The following is a 21315-nucleotide window of genomic DNA, read 5'->3' on the forward strand; positions in this document are numbered from 1 at the left end:
ACCCTAGCGACGTACGCATACGCGACGCATATGTGTGGGGACTTCCGGGTAGCGACGATGGTTGCACGTGTGGCTGTGTGCTCAGGTGCGTCTACCCCGCCTCAGCCGGGATACGGCGGAAATCTACCGGTGAGCTCCCGCACTTCTTCACGGGACTTGTGGCTTTCCCTCCCACCTCTCAGTACGCCCGCCAGCAGCGCGGCGAGCCACACCATCTCCTCCTCCCCCATGCCCTGGGTGGTCACGGCCGCGGTGCCCAGGCGCAGGCCACGGGCGTCGCCGTGCGGCAGCGCGCAGCAGTCCAGCACCACTCCGGCCGCCGCGAGGAGGCCGCGCGCTTCACGGCCGTCGACGCCGAGGGGGGCCGGGTCGGCGGTGATGAGGTGGGTGTCGGTCCCGCCCGTGGTGACGACGAGCCCCTCCTCGGCGAGGTGGGCCGCCAGGGTGCGCGCGTTGGCCACCACCTGATGGGCGTACACGGCGAACGCCGGCGTTGCCGCCTCCCCGAAGGCGACGGCCTTGGCGGCGATGGTGTGCATCTGGGCGCCGCCCTGGGTGAACGGGAAAACGGCGCGATCCACGCGTTCGGCGAGGTCCGAGCCGCACAGGATCATCCCGCCGCGCGGGCCGCGCAGCACCTTGTGGGTGGTGGCGCACACCACATCGGCGTACGGCACCGGACTGGGCGCCGCTCCCCCGGCGACGAGCCCCATGGGGTGGGCGGCGTCGGCGATGAGATAGGCGCCCACCTCGTCGGCGATGTCGCGGAAGAGGGCGTAGTCGATGTGGCGCGGGTAGGCGATGGACCCGCACACCAGGGCCTTGGGGCGGTGATTGCGGGCGAGGGTACGCACCTGTTCGTAGTCGATGAGCCCGGTCTCCGCGTCCACCCCGTAGCCGACGAAGTCGAACCAGCGGCCGGAGAAGTTGGCGGGCGAGCCGTGGGTGAGGTGTCCGCCGTACGGCAGGCCGAGGGCGAGGACGGTGTCGCCGGGGCGCAGCAGGGCGGCGTAGGCGGCGAGAACGGCCGAAGACCCGGAGTGAGACTGCACGTTGGCGTGCTCGGCCCCGAACAGCGCCTTGGCCCGCTCCACGGCGAGCCGCTCGGCGACGTCGACCATCTCGCACCCGCCGTGGTACCGGGCGCCCGGATAGCCCTCGGCGTACTTGTTGGCCAGCGCCGATCCGAGGGCCGCCAGCACCGCGGGCGACGTGAAGTTCTCCGCGGCGACGAGCTGGAGCGTCGTCGACTGCCGGTCGAGCTCCCCGAGCAGGATGTCGGCGAGCTGGGGGTCCTGACGGCGCAGGACATCGGCCTCGAGGGTAGGGGTGACCGACATGGTGGGCTCCGGGCGTGCGTCGGCGGTGACGTACGTCCAATGTAGGCCCGGGGCGCCGCAGGCGCCCGGCTGTCACGTCCTTGCGGGTACTCCGGTGAGCGCAGTGACGACCGGATCCAGCGCCTCGTGTATCTCGTCCCCCACCGACCGGAAGAACGTCAGCGGCGCCCCGTACGGGTCGTACACCTCGTCCGCCTCGGCCGTCGGCGCCAGAAGCCACCCGCGTAGAGCCGCCGCCGCACGCACCAGGGCGCGTGCGCGCTGGACCACGCCGTCCTCCAGGGGAGGAAGCGTCGCGGGGTCTATGGCGCGGACCAGGCGGGTGAACTCCTTCAGGGTGAAGGTGCGCAGGCCCGCCGAATGGCCCATGGAGATGACCTGGGCGCGGTGGTCGCGAGTGGCCGTGAGGACCAGGTCGGCCATGATGACGTGCTCGTCGAGGAGCTCGCGGCCGACGAAGCCGGAGGCGTCCGCGCCGAAGTCGGCGAGGACCGTCTCCGCGTTGGATTCCATGGCCGCGCCCTCGTGGCCCCAGGTGCCCGCGCTCTCCACGATCAGCGAGCCGCCCAGCACACCGAGCCGCTGCGTCACGAAATGACGGGTCAGCCGCTCGGTGATCGGCGAGCGGCACACATTGCCGGTGCTGACGTGGAGGATGCGGAAGCTGTCGCGCGGCAGTCCGACGAACGTGGTCGTGATCTCCGCCGCGCTCTCGCCGTTGCCTATGCCACGCATGGGGGTCCCCCCTGCTCGAGCGCAGCCGAGAGCTCGGGGGATTCAGGGGCTGTCAATTCGCCACCTCGAGGTCGGGTACGACCTTCCGCAGATCCTCCGCCGAGAGGGCGCCCGCGCGAAGCAGGAGGGGGACCTCGCGGGTCACGTCGACGATCGAGGACGGGACGTTGCCCGGGGTCGGGCCGCCGTCCAGGTACACCGACACGGAGTCGCCGAGCATCTCCTGCGCGGCGTCACAGTCCTCCGGCGCCGGGTGCCCGGTGAGGTTCGCCGAGGAGACGGCCATCGGGCCCACCTCGGTCAGGAGCTCGATGGCGACCGGGTGCAGTGGCATGCGCACGGCAACCGTGCCCCGGGTGTCACCGAGGTCCCACTGCAGGGACGGCTGGTGCTTGGCGACGAGCGTGAGCGCGCCCGGCCAGAACGCGTCGACCAGCTCCCAGGCCAGCTCGGAGAAGTCGGTGACGAGACCGTGGAGCGTGTTCGGGGAGCCGATCAGCACAGGGGTGGGCATGTTGCGGCCCCGACCCTTGGCCTCCAGCAGATCGCCGACGGCCTCCTTCGTGAACGCGTCGGCGCCGATGCCGTACACCGTGTCGGTCGGAAGGACCACGAGCTCGCCACGGCGGACGGCGGACGCGGCCTCACGCAGACCGGTCGTGCGGTCGGTCGCGTCATTGGTGTCGTATCGCCGTGCCATATCTAGCGGGCCTCCTCGTACACGAAGTACACGTACTTCCGGGAAAGAGTCTTCGGGACGGTCACGGCAGCGCCTTGCGTGCGGTCGCGAACCGGGGGCGGTTGTTGAGGTCCGGGTGGTCGGCCGCGTCGGCCCAGCCCCGCTCCTCGGTGAAGATCCACGGCACCTGACCGCCCTGGGTGTCGGCGTGCTCGATGACGACGACGCCGCCGGGCCGCAGGAGACGGTGCGCGGTGCGCTCCAGGCCGCGGATGAGGTCGAGGCCGTCCTCGCCGGAGAACAGGGCGAGGTCGGGATCGTAGTCCCGCGCCTCGGGAGCGACGTACTCCCATTCGGTGAGCGGGATGTAGGGCGGGTTGGAGATGACCAGGTCGACCTGGCCGTCGAGGTCGGGGAAGGCGTCCAGGGCGTTGCCCTGGCGCAGGTCGACGCGCGAGCCCTCCACGTTCTTGCGCGTCCACACCAGGGCGTCCTCGGACAGCTCCACGGCGTGCACGCGCGAGCGCGGGACCTCCTGGGCGAGGGCCAGCGCGATGGCGCCGGAGCCGGTGCACAGGTCGACGATGCAGGGCTCGACGACGTCCATCGCGCGCACCGCGTCTATGGCCCAGCCGACCACCGACTCGGTCTCGGGCCGCGGCACGAACACGCCCGGCCCGACTTGGAGTTCGAGATAGCGGAAGTACGCCCGTCCGGTGATGTGCTGGAGCGGCTCGCGCTGCTCGCGGCGGGCGATGACCTCCCAGTACCGGGCGTCGAAGTCCGAGTCCTTCACGGAGTGCAGTTCGCCCCGCTTCACGCCGTGCACGAACGCGGCGAGCTCCTCCGCGTCGTTGCGCGGCGAGGGCACGCCGGCGTCCGCCAGCCGCTGGGTGGCCTGTGCCACCTCCGCGAGCAGCACGCTGCGGGGGCTTGGGGTCCGCCCCCCGATGAATTGCTGCACGCAAGTCCTCCGTGTCGTACTCGTACGTGCGTACGTCCGTCCCTTACGCCCTTACGCGGCCGCCAGCTTCGCCGCCGAGTCCGCGTCGACGCACGCCTGGATCACCGCGTCGAGGTCGCCGTCCAGGACCTGATCCAGGTTGTACGCCTTGAAGCCGACGCGGTGGTCCGAGATGCGATTCTCCGGGAAGTTGTAGGTACGGATCTTCTCGGAGCGGTCGACGGTGCGGACCTGGCTGCGGCGGGCGTCGGCGGCCTCCTTCTCGGCCTCCTCCTGCGCCGCGGCGAGCAGCCTGGAGCGCAGGATACGCATCGCCTGCTCCTTGTTCTGAAGCTGGCTCTTCTCGTTCTGGCAGGAGGCGACGACTCCGGTCGGAATGTGCGTGATGCGCACGGCGGAGTCGGTGGTGTTGACGGACTGCCCACCCGGGCCGGACGACCGGTACACGTCGATGCGCAGGTCGTTCGGGTTGATCTCGACGTCGATCTCCTCGGCCTCCGGCGTGACGAGCACACCGGCCGCGGAGGTGTGGATACGGCCCTGCGACTCGGTCGCCGGCACCCGCTGCACGCGGTGCACACCGCCCTCGTACTTCAGCCGGGCCCAGACACCCTGGCCGGGCTCCGTGGCACCCTGCCCGCCCTTGGTCTTCACCGCGACCTGGACGTCCTTGTAGCCGCCCAGCTCGGATTCGGTGGCGTCGATGATCTCGGTCTTCCAGCCGACGCGCTCGGCGTACCGCAGATACATGCGCAGCAGGTCCCCGGCGAACAGCGCGGACTCGTCACCGCCGGCGCCCGCCTTGATCTCCAGAATGACGTCCTTGTCGTCACTGGGGTCACGCGGGACGAGCAGGAGGCGCAGCTTCTCGGTCAGTTCCTCGCGCTGCTTGTCCAGCTCCTTGACCTCGGCCGCGAAGTCCGGGTCGTCGGCGGCGAGTTCCTTCGCCGTCTCGATGTCGTCGCCGGTCTGCTTCCAGGAGCGGTACGTGGCGACGATCGGGGTGAGTTCGGCGTAGCGCTTGTTCAGCTTGCGCGCGTTCGCCTGGTCGGCGTGCACCGACGGGTCGGCGAGCTTCTTCTCCAGGTCGGCGTGCTCAGTGACCAGTTCCTCGACGGCCTCGAACATCTTGGGCTCCTGTGTGAATACGTCTGTGAAGGGCGGGCGACCAAAAACGCCGGTCCCGGCGCGCCTGAAACAGGGCGCGGCCGTGGACCGGCGAATTGGAGCTCGCTACTTCTTGGAGCCGGCAGTCGCCTTGCCGAAGCGGGCCTCGAAGCGGGCCACACGGCCACCGGTGTCGAGGATCTTCTGCTTGCCCGTGTAGAACGGGTGGCACTCGGAGCAGACCTCGGCACGGATGGTGCCGCTGGCGATCGTGCTACGGGTGGTGAACGACGCGCCACAGGTGCAGCTCACCTGCGTCTCGACGTACTCGGGGTGGATGTCGCGCTTCAAGGTGTCTCCTAGTTTCGGGAGGGCGCCGGGTCGCCGCCGCGGGATGCGGGAGCGTGAACCGGAGCCGACGTACCAGTCTGCCAGGACTGGGGCCATCCCCCAAAACCGGGGGTGGCTCCGATCTATTCCGTCCCGGACACCACACCGCTGGCGTCGCCCTTGGCCGTGCCTTCCGTTGCCGCCTTCGGGATCGCCTTGTCGTTCTTCAGGGCCGTCCACACCTGCTTGGCCTTCGCCTCGGCCACGATCACGCGGTTCGGGTCCGCCGGGTCGTACTGGACCGGCATCGTGACCATGGTCATGTTCTTGGAGCTGATGCCCTTGAGGCCGTTGGTGAAGGACATGAGCTTGTTGACCGAGCCCAGGTCGGAGTCGGTGGTGACCGTCTTGGTGGCGGTGTTGGCCAGGTCGTACAGCCGCTTGGGGTTGCCGAACAGGTTGATGTCCTTGACCTGCTCGAGCAGCGCCTTGATGAAGGCCTGCTGGAGCTGGATGCGGCCGAGGTCGGAGCCGTCGCCCACGCCGTGGCGGGTGCGGACCAGACCGAGGGCCTGCTTGCCGTCGAGCTGATGCGTGCCGGCCTCGAGGTCGAGGTGGCTGTCGGGGTCCTTGATGTTCTTGGTCGTGGTGACCTCGACACCGCCGAGCTCGTCGATCAGCTTCTGAAAGCCGGAGAAATCGACCTCCAGATAGTGGTCCATGCGGATGCCCGACACGGACTCCACCGTCTTCACCGCGCACGCCGCGCCACCAGTGGTGTACGCCGAGTTGAACATCACGCCCGACGCGGCCGGGTACGTGTTGCCCTTGGTGTCGGTGCACCGGGGGCGGTCGATGAGGGTGTCGCGCGGCACGGAGACGACGCTGGCCTTCTTGTGGCCCTTGTAGACGTGCAGGATCATCGCCGTGTCCGAGCGGGCACTGCCGTCGTCGGCGCCGCCGCCGAGCTTCTTGTTGCCGCCGGAGCGGGTGTCCGAGCCGAGGACGAGGATGTTCTCCGAGCCGTTGTCGACCTTCTGCGGCCGGTCGGTACCGAGGGCCTGGTCGATGTCGACGCTCTTGAGGTTGCCGTTGAGCTTGAAGTACAGATAGCCGGCGCCGGTCCCGCCCAGGACCACGATCCCTGCGGCCGTCCAGGCCATGATCCGCAGGCCCTTGTGCTTCTCGCGGGGCTTGCGGCGACGGCCCTTGGCGCGGTGGCGCGGGCCGTTGGTCCCGTTCTCGCCCGGTATACCGGGCTCCGGCGTGCTCTCGGCGGACACTCTGCTCCTCGGTTCTCGTCCCGGTCGGTTACCCCCTGCTTTCAGGGTCAGGCATGGCGCAAAAGGCCCTTACCGCACCATCGTCACCCCGTCCGGTCAGACGGGGAAACCCGGGAAAGGGTTGCACAACGGACTGTGCCCACCACCTGGGAGGCGATGGGCACAGTCCGTAGTCGGCGATACCGGGTATGCCGGTCTCACCTGCGATTTCAGCCGAAGATGTCGTACTGCTTGAAATCGGTGCCGACGGACTTCGGTGTGGCAAAGATCTCGCTCGTGGCCTTGCCGGTGCCCGGGTACAGATAGAGCGTGCCGGCGGAGTTGCGGGCCAGGAAGTCGGCCTTGCCGTCGCCGGTGACGTCACCCACGGCGTCGAAGCCGGTGTACGTCGCCCAGGTGCGCACCTTGATCCGGGTGGCGAAGGCGCCCGTGCCGGACTTGCCGGTGCCCTTGAACAGGTAGATGTAGCCGCCGGACGAGCTGCGCGCGATCAGGTCGGTCTTGCCGTCGCCGGTGAAGTCGCCGTGGCCGCGCAGGGAGTTGTACTGGTTGAAGCCCGTGCCGGACTTCACCGGGCTGGCGAAGGTGCCGTTGCCATTGCCCGGGTAGATCCACAGCACGCCGGCCGAGTCGACGGAGAGCACGTCGGGCAGGTAGTCGCCGTTGACGTCACCCGGTGCCACGATCCGGGTGCGGGACTTCCAGTTGCTGAAGATCGTCTTGGTCGCCCAGGTGCCGCTGGCCGGCACGAAGTGCGACCAGAACATCGCCCCGTCGGAGCTGCGCCGGAACACGAGGTCCTGGTAGCCGTCCCGGTCGAGGTCGGTCTGCAGGACCAGGTTCACGCCGCTCCAGTCGCCCCAGGACTCGCGCGCGGCGAACGTGGTGCCGTTGGAGTCCTTGGAGTAACCGGTCTTGGTGGAGGCGTTGCGCAGCCACAGGTCGGCCCGGTGGTCACCGCTGATGTTGGTGTCGTCGACGCGCGGATAGGCGGCCCCGACGTAGGAGCTGACCTTGGCGAACACGCTGTACGCGCCCTTGGCGACGCAGTCCTGCACGCCCCAGGAGACGACACCGGCGATACGGCCGTTCACCACGAGCGGCCCGCCGGAGTCGCCGTTGCAGGCGGAGACCGTCCCGGTGTCGCTGCCGGTGGCCGGCTTGCCCGCGCAGACCATGTGGCCCTTGACGAACTCACTGCCGTAGTAGCCCGTGCACGTGGTGTCGGACTGGATCGGCAGCGTCGCCGACTTCAGCGACTGCGAGATGTCCTGGCTGGTGGAGGTGGTGCGGCCCCAGCCGTAGACCTTGGCGCTCGTGCCGGCGGCGTACGAGGCGGTGTCGCCGGACGTCGTCATGCGGATCGGCGTCGCCTTGACCGGGTTGGCCAGCGTGATCACGGCGATGTCGTTGTCGATCGTCGTCGCGTTGTACGACGGGTGGTTCCACTGCCGGTGCGGCAGCGAGACCGTGCCGCCGTGCAGGTCGCTGTTGCCGGCGTCGTCGGTGGTGGGTAGCTGGTTGGTGCCGGTGACGACGGCGCCGTAGTTGTACCAGTCGTAGCCCTTGACGCAGTGCGCGGCGGTGAGGATCTTCGTCGGCGCGACGACGGCGCCGCCGCAGAAGAAGCCCGTGTCGTCGCCCTCGTCGGCGGTGCCCTGGTCGTCGTAGTACCAGAGCTGCGCCATCCAGGGCGCCGAGGTGATGCTGGTGGTGGTGCCCCCGATGACCATGGGGCTCACGGTGGAGTCGCCGGAGGTGCCGGTCGTGCTCGCGCCGTACGACGACTTCTTCGCCGTCTCCCCCGCGGTGTCGTCACCGGCGACGGCACCCGCGACGCGCCGCTCCAGTTCGGCGAGCGAGGCCGAGCTGGTGGCGGGCTTCACGGTGGGCTTGGGCAGCGCGGTCGCGGCCCCCGCGGACGAGGTCAGCAGCGCGGCGGCGACGGCCGCGGCGAGGCCGGCTGCGGCCACGGGCAGCCCGAGACGAATCCGGCGTCTGTGACGACCGTTGCCGGACGTGGTGGTGGTCAAGAAAGTCCCCCCAGAGACATCAAGAGTCGGAAGGGGCGCACAGATGCGCCCGCTCCTATCAGCGCCAAAAGGCCGCCCCACGTCACTGATATGACGTGGGGCGGCCTGGGCGCCCTCCAGGGGCACGGGACTGTATTCAGTTGGCGGCTCGGCCGCGTGGGCCGGGCTACTAGTCGCCGTTGCCGGGCGTCGGCGTCGTCTTCTGAATCTGCATCAGGAACTCGGCGTTCGACTTCGTCTGCTTCATCTTGTCGAGGAGCAGTTCGACCGCCTGCTGCTGGTCGAGCGCGTGCAGCACCCGGCGCAGCTTCCAGACGATGGCGAGCTCGTCCGGAGCGAGCAGGATCTCTTCCTTACGGGTGCCGGACGCGTCGACGTCCACCGCGGGGAAGATGCGCTTGTCGGCGAGCTTGCGGTCGAGCTTGAGCTCGGCGTTGCCGGTGCCCTTGAACTCCTCGAAGATCACCTCGTCCATGCGGGACCCGGTGTCCACCAGGGCGGTGGCGAGGATGGTCAGCGAGCCGCCGTCCTCGATGTTGCGCGCGGCACCGAAGAAGCGCTTCGGCGGGTACAGCGCGGTCGAGTCGACACCACCGGACAGGATGCGGCCGGAGGCGGGCGCGGCGAGGTTGTACGCACGGCCCAGACGCGTGATCGAGTCGAGCAGTACGACCACGTCGTGGCCCAGCTCCACCAGACGCTTGGCGCGCTCGATGGCGAGCTCGGCGACCGTGGTGTGGTCCTCGGCCGGACGGTCGAAGGTCGAGGAGATGACCTCGCCCTTGACCGACCGCTGCATGTCGGTGACCTCTTCCGGACGCTCGTCGACGAGGACGACCATCAGGTGGCACTCGGGGTTGTTGTGCGTGATCGCGTTGGCGATCGCCTGCATGATCATGGTCTTGCCGGTCTTCGGCGGGGCCACGATCAGACCGCGCTGGCCCTTACCGATCGGCGCGACGAGGTCGATGATGCGGGTGGTGAGGATGCCCGGGTCCGTCTCCAGACGGAGGCGGTCCTGCGGGTACAGCGGCGTCAGCTTGTTGAACTCCGGGCGGCCGCGGCCGTGTTCGGGCGCCATGCCGTTGACGGAGTCCAGGCGGACCAGCGCGTTGAACTTCTCGCGCCGCTCGCCTTCCTTGGGCTGACGGACCGCGCCGGTGATGTGGTCGCCCTTGCGCAGGCCGTTCTTGCGGACCTGGGCCAGGGAGACGTACACGTCGTTCGGGCCCGGCAGGTAGCCCGACGTACGGATGAAGGCGTAGTTGTCGAGGATGTCCAGGATGCCCGCGACCGGGATCAGGACGTCGTCGTCGGCGAGCTGCGGCTCCTGCACGTCGTCACGGCCACGACGGCCCCGACGGTCGCGGTAGCGCCCGCGACGGCCACGACGGCCGCCCTCGAAGTCGTCGTCGTCCTGCGGGCCGTTGTCGCGCTGACGGTCCTGACGGCCGCCGCCCTGCTGCTGGCCCTGCTGGCGGTCCTGACGGCCGCCGCCCTGCTGGTCGTCGCCCTTGCGACGGTCACCGCGATCACCGCGGTCACCGCGGTCACGGTCGCGGCCGCGCTCACGGCGGTCACGACGACGGCCCTCGCCGCCGTCGGCGTCGCCCTTGGCGTCGCCCTGCGACTGCGCGGGCGTCTCGGCCTTCGGCTCGTTCTTGGCCTCGGCGGCGACGGTCTCGGGCGCCGCGGCGGGGCTGCCCGCGTCCGCGGTGGCGCGACGACGACGGCGCTCGGCCGGGGCGTCCTCCGCACCATCACGCGAGGGGCCGCCGGCCGGCTGGCCGGGAATCTCGATCTGCTGCTGGGCCACGGCCTTCTCGGCGGGGGCCTCAGCCGCCTTCTCCGCCTTCTTCTCGGCGTCTTCGCCGGTACGAGCCTTGGAGGTGGCACGACGCTTGGGCTTGGTCTCGGTGGCGGCCTCCGCCTTCGGAGCCGCGGCACCTCCCCCGGCCTGCGCCTCCTTGATGACCTCGATCAGTTGGCTCTTACGCATGCGCGCCGTGCCCCTGATGCCGAGGCCGGATGCGACCTGCTGAAGCTCGGCCAGCACCATGCCCTCGAGGCCGGTACCGCGGCGCCGCCGGGAGCCGGCACCGGTGGCAGGCGCGGAGGCGTCCGTGGCGGGCGCGGCAGCGGTCTCCTCGACACGTGCGCCCATCAGATCGGTGGTGTCGCTCACGAAGGGTCCTTCCCTGGAGCGGACGTCGGCCTGTCTGGCTCGGCGACCGGTTGTGCTGTCCGGCTTCGGTCCTTGGTGTGTGGACCGTGCCGGGGCGGTGGTCCGCCAAAGCGGCGGAGGAAATATCTGGTGATGGCGGTTCCCAGAGCCGTGGCACTGAGTGTCGGTGTCACTCGGCCCGGTCGCGCCGGTTCCGGAGCGTGCCCGGCAGGTCGCTCAGTGCTCGTGTACGACGTACTGCCCGCGTACGTCATACGGAACACAGTGCGGCTTGGGAGGCTCCCGGAAGAATGTCTGTCCCGGACGGGGACAACAAGCACCTCGCCATGGTGGGGTCGGGTGCAGACTTGAGGTTAACACTACCGGATCCAACAAACATTCCCCCTCTCGAAATCCGGCAACCGTGTGTCAGGTCGCAAGCGGCAGCACGCTCGCTCCCTGGGCGTCGAGGTCGAGCCGGTTCGCGGCCCACCCCTCGCCTGCCAGATGGGCGACCTTGTCGGCACTGTCCTCATCGGCCAGTGCCAGCACAGTGGGTCCCGCGCCCGAGATGACCGCCGGCACCCCGTCGGCCCGCAGCCGCTCCACCAGCGCGGCGCTCTCCGGCATCGCCGGCGCGCGGTACTCCTGGTGGAGACGGTCCTCGGTGGCGGGCAGCAGCAGCTCGGGGCGCCTGGTCAGGGCCTCGACGAGCAGTGCGGCACGGCCCGCGTTGGTGGCGGCGTCGACGTGCGGGACGGTGCGCGGCAGCAGGCCGCGCGCGGTCTCCGTCAGGACCGGCTTACCGGGCACGAAAACCACCGGAACGATGGAATCGGCGGGCTCCATCCTGATGGCCCGCGCGGCGCCGGCCTCCATCCAGGACAGGGTGAATCCGCCCAGCAGACAGGCCGCGACGTTGTCGGGGTGGCCCTCGATCTCGGTGGCGAGTTCGAGCAGCGCCGTGTCGTCGAGCCTGGCCTCGCCGCCTATGGTCACGGCGCGCGCCGCGACGATGCCGGCGCAGATGGCGGCGGAGGAGGAACCGAGGCCGCGGCCGTGCGGGATGCGGTTGGCGCAGACGATCTCCAGGCCGCGCGGCTGGCCGCCCAGCAGGTCGAAGGCGGTGCGCAGGGAACGTACGAGCAGGTGGTTCTCGTCACGCGGCAGCGTCTCGCTGCCCTCACCCGCGATGTCGATGTGCAGCCCGGAGTCGGCCACCCGGACGACCACGTCGTCGTACAGCCCCAGTGACAGGCCGAGGGCGTCGAAGCCCGGGCCGAGGTTGGCGCTGGTGGCGGGGACGCGCACCCGGACGGCGGCGGCGCGGAAGGCTGGACCGGCCATCGCTCGATGACTCTCCTTGAGCTGCGTGATTGTCGAAGACATTCGATGACGTACGAGAACCTCTGGGGCCGCTTCCGGACATCGGAGACGGCGCGGCGCCGCACCCATGCGGAGGCATATGCGGCGGGCGGGTTCACTACAGCCTATCGAAGGTAGGTTCTGTGGCGACATAGGGCGCACAGGAGGCGCACGATGCGTGTCGTATGCCCCCCGTGCACCCCTTGTAGGGAAGTTCCCCAGGTGAGCGCCTCGTGGTCGCTTGCACGAGCCTGCTGCGACGGAGCGTGGCCCCGCTTACGCCAGCCCGAGCCGCTCGGCCGCCGTCACCGCGTCGACCGGGACGGTGACGGGCTGCGGGGCGCCGGCGACGGCCCAGTCGGGGTCCTTGAGGCCGTTGCCGGTGACGGTGCACACGATGCGCTGGCCCGGATCGACCTTGCCCTGCTCGGCGGCCTTCAGCAGACCGGCGACCGACGCGGCGGAGGCGGGCTCGACGAAGACGCCCTCCTGAGCCGCCAACAGCCGGTAGGCGCGCAGGATTTCACGGTCCGTCACCTCGTCGATGAACCCGCCGGACTCGTCCCGCGCGGCGAGCGCGTACTGCCAGGACGCCGGGTTGCCGATGCGGATGGCGGTGGCGATGGTCGACGGGTCCTTGACGACCTCGCCGCGCACGATCGGCGCGGAGCCGGACGCCTGGAAGCCCCACATGCGCGGGGTCCGCTTCGAGACACCGTCGGCGGCGTACTCCTTGTACCCCTTCCAGTACGCGGTGATGTTGCCCGCGTTGCCCACCGGAAGGACGTGGATGTCGGGGGCGTCGCCCAGCATGTCCACGATCTCGAAGGCGGCCGTCTTCTGCCCCTCGATCCGCACCGGGTTGACCGAATTCACCAGCGCCACGGGGTAGTTGTCGCTCAGGTCGCGGGCGAGCGTGAGGCAGTCGTCGAAGTTGCCGTCGACCTGGAGGATCTTCGCGCCGTGCACGAGGGCCTGGCCCATCTTGCCGAGCGCGATCTTGCCCTGCGGGACGAGAACGGCCGAGACCATGCCCGCGCGCACGGCGTAGGCGGCGGCCGAGGCGGAGGTGTTGCCGGTGGAGGCGCAGATGACGGCCTTCGCCCCCTCCTCCTTGGCCTTGCTGATGGCCATGGTCATGCCGCGGTCCTTGAAGGACCCGGTGGGGTTGGCGCCTTCCACCTTGAGGTGGACCTCGCAGCCCGTGCGCTCGGAGAGCACCTGCGCGGGCACGAGGGGCGTGCCGCCCTCCCGGAGCGTCACGACCGGCGTGGTGTCGGAGACGGGCAGCCGGTCCCGGTACTCCTCGATGATTCCGCGCCACTGGTGGGTCATTGCTGGTTACTCTCCTTCAACCCGCATGATGCTGGCGACACCCCGCACGGTGTCGAGCTTGCGCAACGCCTCGACGGTGCCGCCGAGGGCCGCGTCGGACGCTCGGTGGGTGACGACGACGAGGGAGGCCTCGCCGCCTCCGTCCTGCCGCCCTTGCTGGCGAACCGTATCGATCGACACTCCGTGCTCCGCGAACACGGTCGCCACCTGGGCGAGAACACCCGGTTTGTCGGCGACATCGAGGCTGATGTGGTAGCGCGTGACGACGTCGCCCATGGGCGACACGGGCAGGGCGGCGTACGCCGACTCGCCGGGCCCCGTTGCCCCGCTGAGCCGGTTGCGGCAGACGGCGACGAGGTCGCCGAGCACGGCCGAGGCGGTCGGCGAACCGCCCGCCCCCGGGCCGTAGAACATGAGCTGCCCGGAGGCATCGGACTCCACGAACACGGCGTTGTAGGCGCCGCGTACGGAGGCGAGCGGGTGGGTCAGCGGAATCATGGCGGGATGCACGCGCGCGGTGACCGACCGGCCGTCCTCGGCCCGCTCGCAGATGGCGAGCAGCTTGATGGTGCAGCCCATCTCCTTGGCGGAGGCGAAGTCGGCCGCGGTCACCTCGGCCATTCCCTCGCGGTAGACGTCGTCGAGACGCACCCGCGTGTGGAAGGCGATGCCGGCGAGGATCGCGGCCTTGGCGGCGGCGTCGAATCCCTCGACGTCGGCGGTGGGGTCGGCTTCCGCGTACCCGAGGGCGGTGGCCTCGTCGAGGGCCTCCTGATAGCCGGCCCCCGTCGAGTCCATCTTGTCGAGGATGAAGTTGGTGGTGCCGTTGACGATGCCGAGGACCCGGTTGACCTTGTCGCCGGCGAGGGACTCGCGCAGCGGCCGGATCAGCGGGATGGCGCCGGCGACGGCGGCCTCGTAGTAGAGGTCCTTGTTGTTCGCCTCCGCCGCGGCGTGCAGCGCGGCACCGTCCTGGGCGAGGAGCGCCTTGTTCGCGGACACGACCGAGGCGCCGTGCTCGAACGCGGTGGTGATGAGGGCACGGGCGGGCTCGATCCCCCCGATGACCTCGACCACGACGTCGATGTCGCCGCGTTTGACGAGCGCGGTGGCGTCGGTGGTGATCAGCGCGGGGTCGATGCCCTCACGGACCTTGGAGGGCCGTCGTACGGCCACGCCCGCGAGCTCGACGGGAGCGCCGATCCGGGCGGCGAGGTCGTCGGCGTGCGTCGTCATGATGCGCGCCACCTCTGAGCCGACAACCCCACAGCCCAGCAGCGCCACCTTCAGCGGACGCGTACGCATCATCCGACCTCGTTTCCTCATACCGTCTACGGTTGCACCAGTCTCACTCACCGGACGGGAGTTTCTGCCCTTCGTCCGGATCGTGAGACATCTATTTCATTTGTACCGGGGTGGAAGACAGGAGATCTTCCACCACTGTGTTTCCTGCTCAGCCGACGTCGAGACGAAGAAGGTCCTCTTCGGTCTCCCGCCGGACGATCACCCGGGACTCGCCCTCGTGCACGGCGACGACCGGGGGCCGCAGCACGTGGTTGTAGTTGCTGGCCATCGACCGGCAGTAGGCACCCGTCGCCGGTACGGCGATCAGGTCACCCGGTGCCAGGTCGGCCGGCAGGAACGCGTCCTTGACCACGATGTCCCCGCTCTCGCAGTGCTTGCCGACGACGCGGGCGAGCATCGGCTCGGCGTCGGAGGTGCGGGAGACCAGGGCGACGCTGTACTCGGCGTCGTACAGCGCGGTCCGGATGTTGTCCGACATGCCGCCGTCGACGGAGACGTAGGTACGGAGGTTGTCGAGGGGCTTGATGGTGCCGACCTCGTAGAGCGTGAAGGCGGTGGGCCCGACGATGGCCCGCCCGGGCTCGACGGAGATCCGCGGCGTGCGCAGCTTGGCGGCCTCGCACTCGCGGGTGACGATCTCGGTGAGCGCCTTGGCGATCTCGTGCGGTTCGCGGGGGTCGTCGTCACTCGTGTACGCGATCCCGAGCCCGCCCCCGAGGTCGATCTCGGGAAGCTCGACGCCGTGCTCGTCACGGATGTCCTTGAGCAGCCCGACGACGCGGTGCGCGGCGACCTCGAAGCCGGACATGTCGAAGATCTGCGACCCGATGTGGCTGTGGATCCCGATGAGCTCAAGCCCGTCGAGCTTCAGCGCCCGCCGCACCGCCTCGGCGGCCTGCCCGCCGGCGAGCGGGATACCGAACTTCTGGTCCTCGTGGGCGGTCGCGATGAACTCGTGCGTGTGCGCCTCGACCCCGACGGTGATACGGATCTGCACCCGCTGCCGCTTGCCGAGCCCCTGCGCGATGTGGGCGACGCGCACGATCTCCTGGAAGGAGTCGAGGACGATGCGGCCGACGCCGGAGTCGATGGCCCGGGTGATCTCCTCGACGGACTTGTTGTTGCCGTGGAAGGCGATGCGGTCGGCGGGCATCCCGGCGGACAGGGCGGTGGCGAGCTCGCCCCCGGAGCACACGTCCAGGTTGAGCCCCTCCTCGTGCAGCCACCGCACGACGGCCCGCGACAGGAACGCCTTGCCGGCGTAGAAGACGTCGGCGTCGCTGCCGAAGGCGCTGCGCCAGGAGCGGGCCCGGGAACGGAAGTCGGCCTCGTCGATGAAGTAGGCGGGCGTGCCGTGCTGCTCGGCGAGGGTCTTCACGTCGACACCGCCGACGGTGACCACGCCGTCGGCGTCACGGCCGACCGTCTGGGCCCACACCTTCGGGTCGAGGACGTTGAGGTCGGCGGGCGGCGCGGAGTAGTGACCCTCGGGCAGGACATCGGCGTGACGGGGCCCGGCGGGGTGTGCGGAACGGCTCATGACTGTCGTGGGCTCTCTCAGAGATGTTCGGGTGCGTCGATGCCGAGCAGGGACAGGCCGCCGGCCAGCACCGTCCCGGCGGCTTCGGCAAGGGCGAGCCGGGCACGGTGGGCGGCCGAGGGTTTCTCGTCACCACGGGGGAGGACGGCGGGCAACAACGGCAGAACGGCATCGGCAACGCTGACGAGATGCCGCGCAAGCCGGTCGGGAGCACGATCGGCGGCCGACCGGGCCAGGACTCGGGGGTGATCGGCTAGGGCGGTGAGGAGGGGGGTTGCGTCGGGGGTGGCGGGGAGGGGGCCTTCGTCCCTGCGGGTGGCGAGGAGGGGGTGTGCGTCGGGGGCGAGCCGGCGGGTGGGGTGTGCGTCGGGGGCGAGCCGGCGGGTGGGGTGTGCGGTGGCGCGCGTGGTGGCGCGCGCCGTGAGGTGCCCGTGCCCTGTGGGCTGATCGGCGGGGTGCTGGACCGGCTGGTCGGTCAGGTGCGCCGTGGGGTTCTCGGTGGGCTGACCGGCGGAGTGCTGGACCGGCTGGCCGGTCGGGTCCGCCGTGAGGTGCCCGTGCCCTGCGGGCTGACCGGCGGGGTGCTGGACCGGCTGGCCGGTCAGGTGCGCCGTGGGGTGCTCGGTGGGCTGACCGGCGGAGTGCTGGACGGGCTGGCCGGTCGGGTCCGCCGTGAGGTGCCCGTGCCCTGCGGGCTGACCGGCGGGGTGCTGGACCGGCTGGCCCGTCAGGTGCGCCGTGGGGTTCTCGGTGGGCTGACCGGCGGGGTGCTGGACGGGCTGGCCGGCGGACGGCTCCATGGGCTGTCCCGGGGGCGACTGCTCGATTGGCCCCGGCTCGGCGTGGAACCCCAGGTCGGCGGCGTTGCGGCTGAGGGCCCGGGTGCGGGCGTGTGCGTAGCGGACGCGGAAGAGAGGGTTGCTCTCGCGCTGGACGAGGTGCTCGTCGGTGACACGGGGCCGGTCGTGCTCGGCGGGGTGGAGCAGTGCCCAGCGGGCGGCGTCGCGGCCGAGGGGAAGGGGGTCGAGCGGGGCGGGTACCGGACGCACGGCGTAGTGGGGCAGACCCGGCTGCTGCCGAGCCGCGTTCGCGTCGACGCCGCCGCCGTTCTGCCGGCCGGCCGTGTCCACCCGTACGCCCAGGATGTCGACCCACTCCGGAGCGGGCTCGGCCTCGCAATGGGTGCGTACGGCGGCGCCCTGTGAACGCAGGATCCGGGCGACGGCGTCCATCACGACGACGGCCCGCACCTCGCGGGGACAGGACAGCGGCACGAGGTCCCCGGAGGGACCGTGGGCGTACCCGTACCGTTCGCCGCGCCGGAGGATCTCTTCGACGAGGGCGACGGACGCGGTGCCGCCGAGGCGGATGTTCAGGAACCCGGGTCCGGTGACGACGACGTCGGCCACACCGTCCGCCCCCGCGAGGTGCGGCCGCAGAATCTCGGCGACACGCAGGGCGGGCTGCCCGGCCGGGCGGGCGAGCTGCAGGGCGATGCTGGTCGCGTAGTCCCCCCACCCCCCGGGCCCCGGCACGGTGACCACGGCCCGCTCGGGCACAGCGACAGCCAGCTCCCCCTCGTCGACAGCACGACGCACCGCGCACAGCACGGAACGGGAGAGCTCGACGGGGGTCACGGCATAAGCGTATGGGAGGAGGGGGGTGGGTATGCGAACGGGTTTGGGGTGGGTTTCGGGATGTGGACGGGGTGGGGGTTTCGGAGCGGGGTTGGGGGCAGGGGGTTTGGGTTGAGGCGGAGCGGGGGCTAGGCAGCCGACCCTGGCCGCCGCCTCAGCCTCCGGTCCGCCCGGCGGTCTCGCCGGCGCCCAGGACTCCCCTGAACACGGCATCGTCGGCATCGCCGCCTCCGACGCCACCCTCGGCGTCCCCGCTACGCCTCCGCTCGATCAACCGCCGTACGAGACTGACGAGTTCGGCGGGCTCGAAGGGCTTGGCGAGGAAGGCGTCGACGCCGACGCCGAGACCGTTGTCGACTTCGTACTGCGTGCAGGCGCTGATGATGGCGAGGGGCACCTCACGGGTACGGGGGTCGGCACGCAGCCTCGCGGCGGTGCGCAGCCCGTCCAGCCGAGGCATGACCACGTCCAGGGTGATCAAGTCGGGCCGCACCTGATGGACGACATCCAGACACTCGGCACCATCGGCCGCGGTCACCACCTCGAGCCCCTCCAGCTCGAGATTGACCCTGATCAGCTGCCGGATGACCTTGTTGTCGTCCACAACAAGGACCCGGCCGGAAGCGCCTGGCACAACTCGAGAGTAGGTCCGGACCGACGACCGCGTCCGGGTTTTCCCGACTTCCACCCCCCTGCGGGCGAGCCATCCCAGGTCGCACCCGGTGCCACGGCCCCGGAAACCCGTTCATGAACACCCCACCGAAGCTGGTAGGGTTCTACCCGTCGCCGCCAAGCAAGGCGCCCGACACGCCCCCGTAGCTCAGGGGATAGAGCAACGGCCTCCGGAGCCGTGTGCGCAGGTTCGAATCCTGCCGGGGGCACTCGCCTAGTCACCTACGAACTTTCGTACCTGACCAGCGCGGATGCCGACAGAAGAGGGCGGGAGTCAGTCTCACTGACTCCCGCCCTCTCTCGTTATCTCTCACTGTTCTCGCACCATCTGCGATACACGCATAGACGCCTCCGACGCACTCGTCAGCCGTACGGCGCGGCATAGAGCCGCACCAGCCGCGATGAGGACGATGCGATGAACGAGGGGTCGGCGGCCCTAGCCGCCTGAGGCTTCGGACTGATCGGCGCCTTGAAGCTACCTACGCTCGCGTGACGGGGCCAAGAGCTTGCCGAGCACCGCCGTTGGGCCCATGAGCAACGCATGATCACCTTGATGGAGACAGTTGATCAACTGACGAATATGGATGCAGCCCTGAGCTTGTCTTGGGTAAAGCTGATCATGGGGGAAATGCCCCCTGAGTGATATGAGGAGTTTGACGTCTCCCATAGGATGCTTTTCGGGTTCGCAGGGCGGCACTTAACGCGCCATGGGCCGAGTTTCCCAACCTAGCCGGACGCTCCCTCAGGGAGCCCGTGCAAGCCTCCCAATGTCCACAGTTCAGGGACGATTCTTGGGGTGTCCTTGCTCGGCCTGAACGAGGTCACGATTGTCAGTTGTGGCCGTCGCGTTTGGCCATGACGTAACTGAGATTCTCTCGAACAGTCCGAGTGAGTGGGTGATCGCTGCCCAACACCCGCTCGCAGTCTGTCAGGGTTTGCTCGAACAGGGGGATGGCGCGGTCCAGGTCCCCCGCACTCTGGTAGGTCACGGCTAGGATTTTTCGGGTGCTCAGGGTGTCGGGGTGGTCTTCACCCAGCAGCAACTCACACTCCCTGAGGGTGCGCTCGTGCATGGGGATGGCGCGGTCCAGGTCCCCCGCATCCCGGTAAGCCTCGGCAAGGTTGCTGCGGGAGTTCAGGGTGTCGTAGTGGTCTTCACCCAGCAGCAACTCACACTCCCTGAGGGTGCGCTCGTACATGGGGATGGCGCGGTCCAAGTCCCCCGCCCGGTGATATGCGACGGCGAGATTGTTGCGGGAGGTCAGGGTGTCGGGGTGGTCTTCACCCAGCACCCGCAACCGATCTGCCAGGGTCTGCTCGAACAGGGCGGTGGCATCGGCCAGGTTCCCCGCATCCTGGTAGGCCAAGGCGAGACGGTTGCGGGTGTTCAGGGTGTCGGGGTGGTCTTCACCCAGGAGGCGCTCGTAGGCGGAGAGGGCACGTTGGAGGTACACGATCCCGCGGGCGGGCAAGCCTTGATTGGCCAGGAAGAGACCGGCCTCGCTGAGGAGGAGGGCCGTGCTGTTGGTGTCGGTGTCTGAGGCGGCGTGGTCGGCGAGGGCCCCAACGTGGGGAAGCAGAGATCGCCAGGTGGGCCAGGTAACGGGGTCGTCCAGGGGCGAAGGTAGAGCGTTGCACAGGTTGCTTGTCGCCTGTTCACGGGCGTGGTCGATGTGGTTGCGCGTGCGATGGGGGTCCTCGGGGTCTGGAGTGCGGGCCACAGCCTGCACAAGTCGGTGGATGGCCAGAGTGCTGGTACCGGTGTCGGCGGTGATCATGTTGTAGGTAATGAGCAGGCCGACTGCCTGGTTCAGCGCGGGCCCGTCAGTGAAGCCGTCCGCTAGTGCGGCAGGGATGCTTTCGGGGGCGTACCAGGCCATCGTGCGCAGGAGGTCGGCTGCCGCGGGCTGGACCGTGGCGATCTGGTCCAGAGTGATGTCCCAGATCCGACCGATGGTGCGCTGGGCTGGGGTGGTCGCCCCGCTGTGGCCATACATCGCTACCCAGTGCTGGGCAAGTAGGTGGAGGTAGCCACGGGGGGTGACCAGTGAGTTCTGGGCAAGATAGGCGGCCACCTGTTCGATCGCTAGGGGCAGGTGGCCCAGTTCAGCGCACAGTTCAGCCGCCCCGTCCAGATCGCGTGGGCCAGCTGCGACCGTGATGCGGGTGAGCAGGTCGAGGGAGTCGGCCCCATCCATGACGTCGAGGCGTACCTGTGTGGTGGCGTCGCTCCAGGCGGTGGCGAGTCGGCTGGTGATCAGGAAGCGACCGCTGGGGGCTCGGGCGATGACGGCGGCGATGTCGGCGGGATCGTTGACGTTGTCGAGGATGAGCAGCCAGTTGGTGTGACTGGCCAGCCACTGCAACCCCCACTCAGCGAGAGCTTCGGCCGGAAGAACGTTGGCCAGGGCGGGCTGCAGGGCGGTAGCAAGACTGGTCAGGCCCTGCTGAACGCCGGCTGGGCTGTCCGCCGTGATCCAGCGCACTGGTGCACAGCCGTGGGGGCGGGTCGCGGCCCAGTGGGCGGCCAGGGTGCTCTTCCCGACGCCACCCAGCCCGTGCAGCACCTGCACCAGTGCCGTACCCGAGGTGCGCGGGGCAGCGTCGAGACGGTCGAGGTCGCGGGAGCGGCCGATGAAGTGCCCCAGTCGGCGAGGCAGATTGTCCAGGCCCGAAGGGGCTTCCACCTCGGCAGGAGGTCGTATTGCCTCGGGTGGGAGGTGCACGGTGGGGTTGTAGATGCCGGTGACCGCGATCGCGCCGTGGGTAGCCGTTGCGTTCCCGCTCTGGATCACCACCTGCTCAGCCCCCCGGGCGCCAGGTGCC

The 21315-nt window shown here is 69.7% G+C and carries 15 protein-coding genes, 1 tRNA gene and 2 pseudogenes; 1 reads left to right on the forward strand and 17 read right to left on the reverse strand.

What is annotated here, in order from left to right:
* Window positions 1–101: 101 nt before the first annotated feature.
* The 16 genes and pseudogenes from ACZ69Q_RS21115 to ACZ69Q_RS21190 form a co-directional block, all read right to left on the reverse strand.
* Complete coding sequence (locus ACZ69Q_RS21115) at window positions 102–1340, reverse strand: serine hydroxymethyltransferase (protein ID WP_471043949.1); 1239 nt, start codon at window positions 1338–1340, stop codon at window positions 102–104.
* Window positions 1341–1412: 72 nt separating this feature from the next.
* Window positions 1413–2075: an arsenate reductase/protein-tyrosine-phosphatase family protein gene (locus ACZ69Q_RS21120; RefSeq protein ID WP_471043952.1), complete on the reverse strand. Its 663-nt coding sequence runs from the start codon at window positions 2073–2075 to the stop codon at window positions 1413–1415.
* A 52-nt stretch (window positions 2076–2127) separates the two neighbouring features.
* Window positions 2128–2775, reverse strand: a complete 648-nt coding sequence (locus ACZ69Q_RS21125; RefSeq protein ID WP_030944961.1) for an L-threonylcarbamoyladenylate synthase — start codon at window positions 2773–2775, stop codon at window positions 2128–2130.
* 61 nt (window positions 2776–2836) lie between these two features.
* Window positions 2837–3676, reverse strand: coding sequence for a peptide chain release factor N(5)-glutamine methyltransferase (gene prmC, locus ACZ69Q_RS21130; RefSeq protein ID WP_471044677.1), 840 nt, complete (start codon window positions 3674–3676; stop codon window positions 2837–2839).
* Window positions 3677–3769: 93 nt separating this feature from the next.
* Complete coding sequence (gene prfA / locus ACZ69Q_RS21135) at window positions 3770–4846, reverse strand: peptide chain release factor 1 (protein WP_471043955.1); 1077 nt, start codon at window positions 4844–4846, stop codon at window positions 3770–3772.
* Between the two features lie 105 nt (window positions 4847–4951).
* Window positions 4952–5176 carry a 50S ribosomal protein L31 gene (gene rpmE / locus ACZ69Q_RS21140; RefSeq protein ID WP_380844621.1) on the reverse strand — a complete coding sequence of 75 codons (225 nt, stop codon included), beginning with the start codon at window positions 5174–5176 and terminating at the stop codon, window positions 4952–4954.
* 122 nt (window positions 5177–5298) lie between these two features.
* Window positions 5299–6438 carry an LCP family protein gene (locus tag ACZ69Q_RS21145; protein WP_471043959.1) on the reverse strand — a complete coding sequence of 380 codons (1140 nt, stop codon included), beginning with the start codon at window positions 6436–6438 and terminating at the stop codon, window positions 5299–5301.
* Window positions 6439–6647: 209 nt separating this feature from the next.
* Entirely contained in the window at window positions 6648–8471 is a 1824-nt protein-coding gene (locus tag ACZ69Q_RS21150; protein ID WP_471043962.1) for a trypsin-like serine protease, read from the reverse strand.
* A 169-nt stretch (window positions 8472–8640) separates the two neighbouring features.
* The gene (rho, locus tag ACZ69Q_RS21155; RefSeq protein WP_471043964.1) at window positions 8641–10656 is read right to left on the reverse strand and encodes a transcription termination factor Rho; all 2016 of its coding nucleotides are present in this window, start codon (window positions 10654–10656) and stop codon (window positions 8641–8643) included.
* Window positions 10657–11064: 408 nt separating this feature from the next.
* The gene (gene thrB / locus ACZ69Q_RS21160; RefSeq protein ID WP_194040588.1) at window positions 11065–11982 is read right to left on the reverse strand and encodes a homoserine kinase; all 918 of its coding nucleotides are present in this window, start codon (window positions 11980–11982) and stop codon (window positions 11065–11067) included.
* Between the two features lie 294 nt (window positions 11983–12276).
* A complete protein-coding gene (gene thrC, locus ACZ69Q_RS21165; RefSeq protein WP_471043968.1) occupies window positions 12277–13335 on the reverse strand; it encodes a threonine synthase in 1059 nt (352 codons plus the stop codon).
* 6 nt (window positions 13336–13341) lie between these two features.
* Complete coding sequence (locus tag ACZ69Q_RS21170; RefSeq protein WP_471044679.1) at window positions 13342–14640, reverse strand: homoserine dehydrogenase; 1299 nt, start codon at window positions 14638–14640, stop codon at window positions 13342–13344.
* Window positions 14641–14788: 148 nt separating this feature from the next.
* Complete coding sequence (lysA, locus tag ACZ69Q_RS21175; protein ID WP_471043971.1) at window positions 14789–16180, reverse strand: diaminopimelate decarboxylase; 1392 nt, start codon at window positions 16178–16180, stop codon at window positions 14789–14791.
* 17 nt (window positions 16181–16197) lie between these two features.
* Window positions 16198–16455: pseudogene (locus tag ACZ69Q_RS21180) on the reverse strand (DALR anticodon-binding domain-containing protein); the annotation flags it as partial.
* A 543-nt stretch (window positions 16456–16998) separates the two neighbouring features.
* Window positions 16999–17817: pseudogene (locus ACZ69Q_RS21185) on the reverse strand (ArgS-related anticodon-binding protein NrtL); the annotation flags it as partial.
* Between the two features lie 154 nt (window positions 17818–17971).
* Window positions 17972–18451 carry a response regulator gene (locus tag ACZ69Q_RS21190; RefSeq protein ID WP_471043973.1) on the reverse strand — a complete coding sequence of 160 codons (480 nt, stop codon included), beginning with the start codon at window positions 18449–18451 and terminating at the stop codon, window positions 17972–17974.
* 175 nt (window positions 18452–18626) lie between these two features.
* On the opposite strand from ACZ69Q_RS21190, the gene ACZ69Q_RS21195 reads away from it, so the two are divergent.
* Window positions 18627–18698 (forward strand) — tRNA-Arg (locus tag ACZ69Q_RS21195).
* Between the two features lie 621 nt (window positions 18699–19319).
* Here the strand turns inward: ACZ69Q_RS21195 and ACZ69Q_RS21200 are convergent.
* Window positions 19320–21287 (reverse strand): tetratricopeptide repeat protein, encoded by a 1968-nt coding sequence (locus tag ACZ69Q_RS21200; protein WP_471043975.1) that lies wholly within the window; start codon window positions 21285–21287, stop codon window positions 19320–19322.
* Window positions 21288–21315: the final 28 nt, after the last annotated feature.

The sequence above is a fragment of the Streptomyces sp. NPDC036764 genome, from assembly GCF_055609385.1.

Bases quoted from the DNA above. Each gene is read 5' to 3' on its own strand.
- prfA (WP_471043955.1), bottom strand. From the start codon at position 4,846: ATGTTCGAGGCCGTCGAGGAACTGGTCACTGAGCACGCCGACCTGGAG.
- lysA (WP_471043971.1), bottom strand. From the start codon at position 16,180: ATGAGCCGTTCCGCACACCCCGCCGGGCCCCGTCACGCCGATGTCCTG.
- ACZ69Q_RS21170 (WP_471044679.1), bottom strand. From the start codon at position 14,640: ATGCGTACGCGTCCGCTGAAGGTGGCGCTGCTGGGCTGTGGGGTTGTC.
- ACZ69Q_RS21115 (WP_471043949.1), bottom strand. From the start codon at position 1,340: ATGTCGGTCACCCCTACCCTCGAGGCCGATGTCCTGCGCCGTCAGGAC.
- ACZ69Q_RS21125 (WP_030944961.1), bottom strand. From the start codon at position 2,775: ATGGCACGGCGATACGACACCAATGACGCGACCGACCGCACGACCGGT.
- ACZ69Q_RS21120 (WP_471043952.1), bottom strand. From the start codon at position 2,075: ATGCGTGGCATAGGCAACGGCGAGAGCGCGGCGGAGATCACGACCACG.
- thrC (WP_471043968.1), bottom strand. From the start codon at position 13,335: ATGACCCACCAGTGGCGCGGAATCATCGAGGAGTACCGGGACCGGCTG.
- thrB (WP_194040588.1), bottom strand. From the start codon at position 11,982: ATGGCCGGTCCAGCCTTCCGCGCCGCCGCCGTCCGGGTGCGCGTCCCC.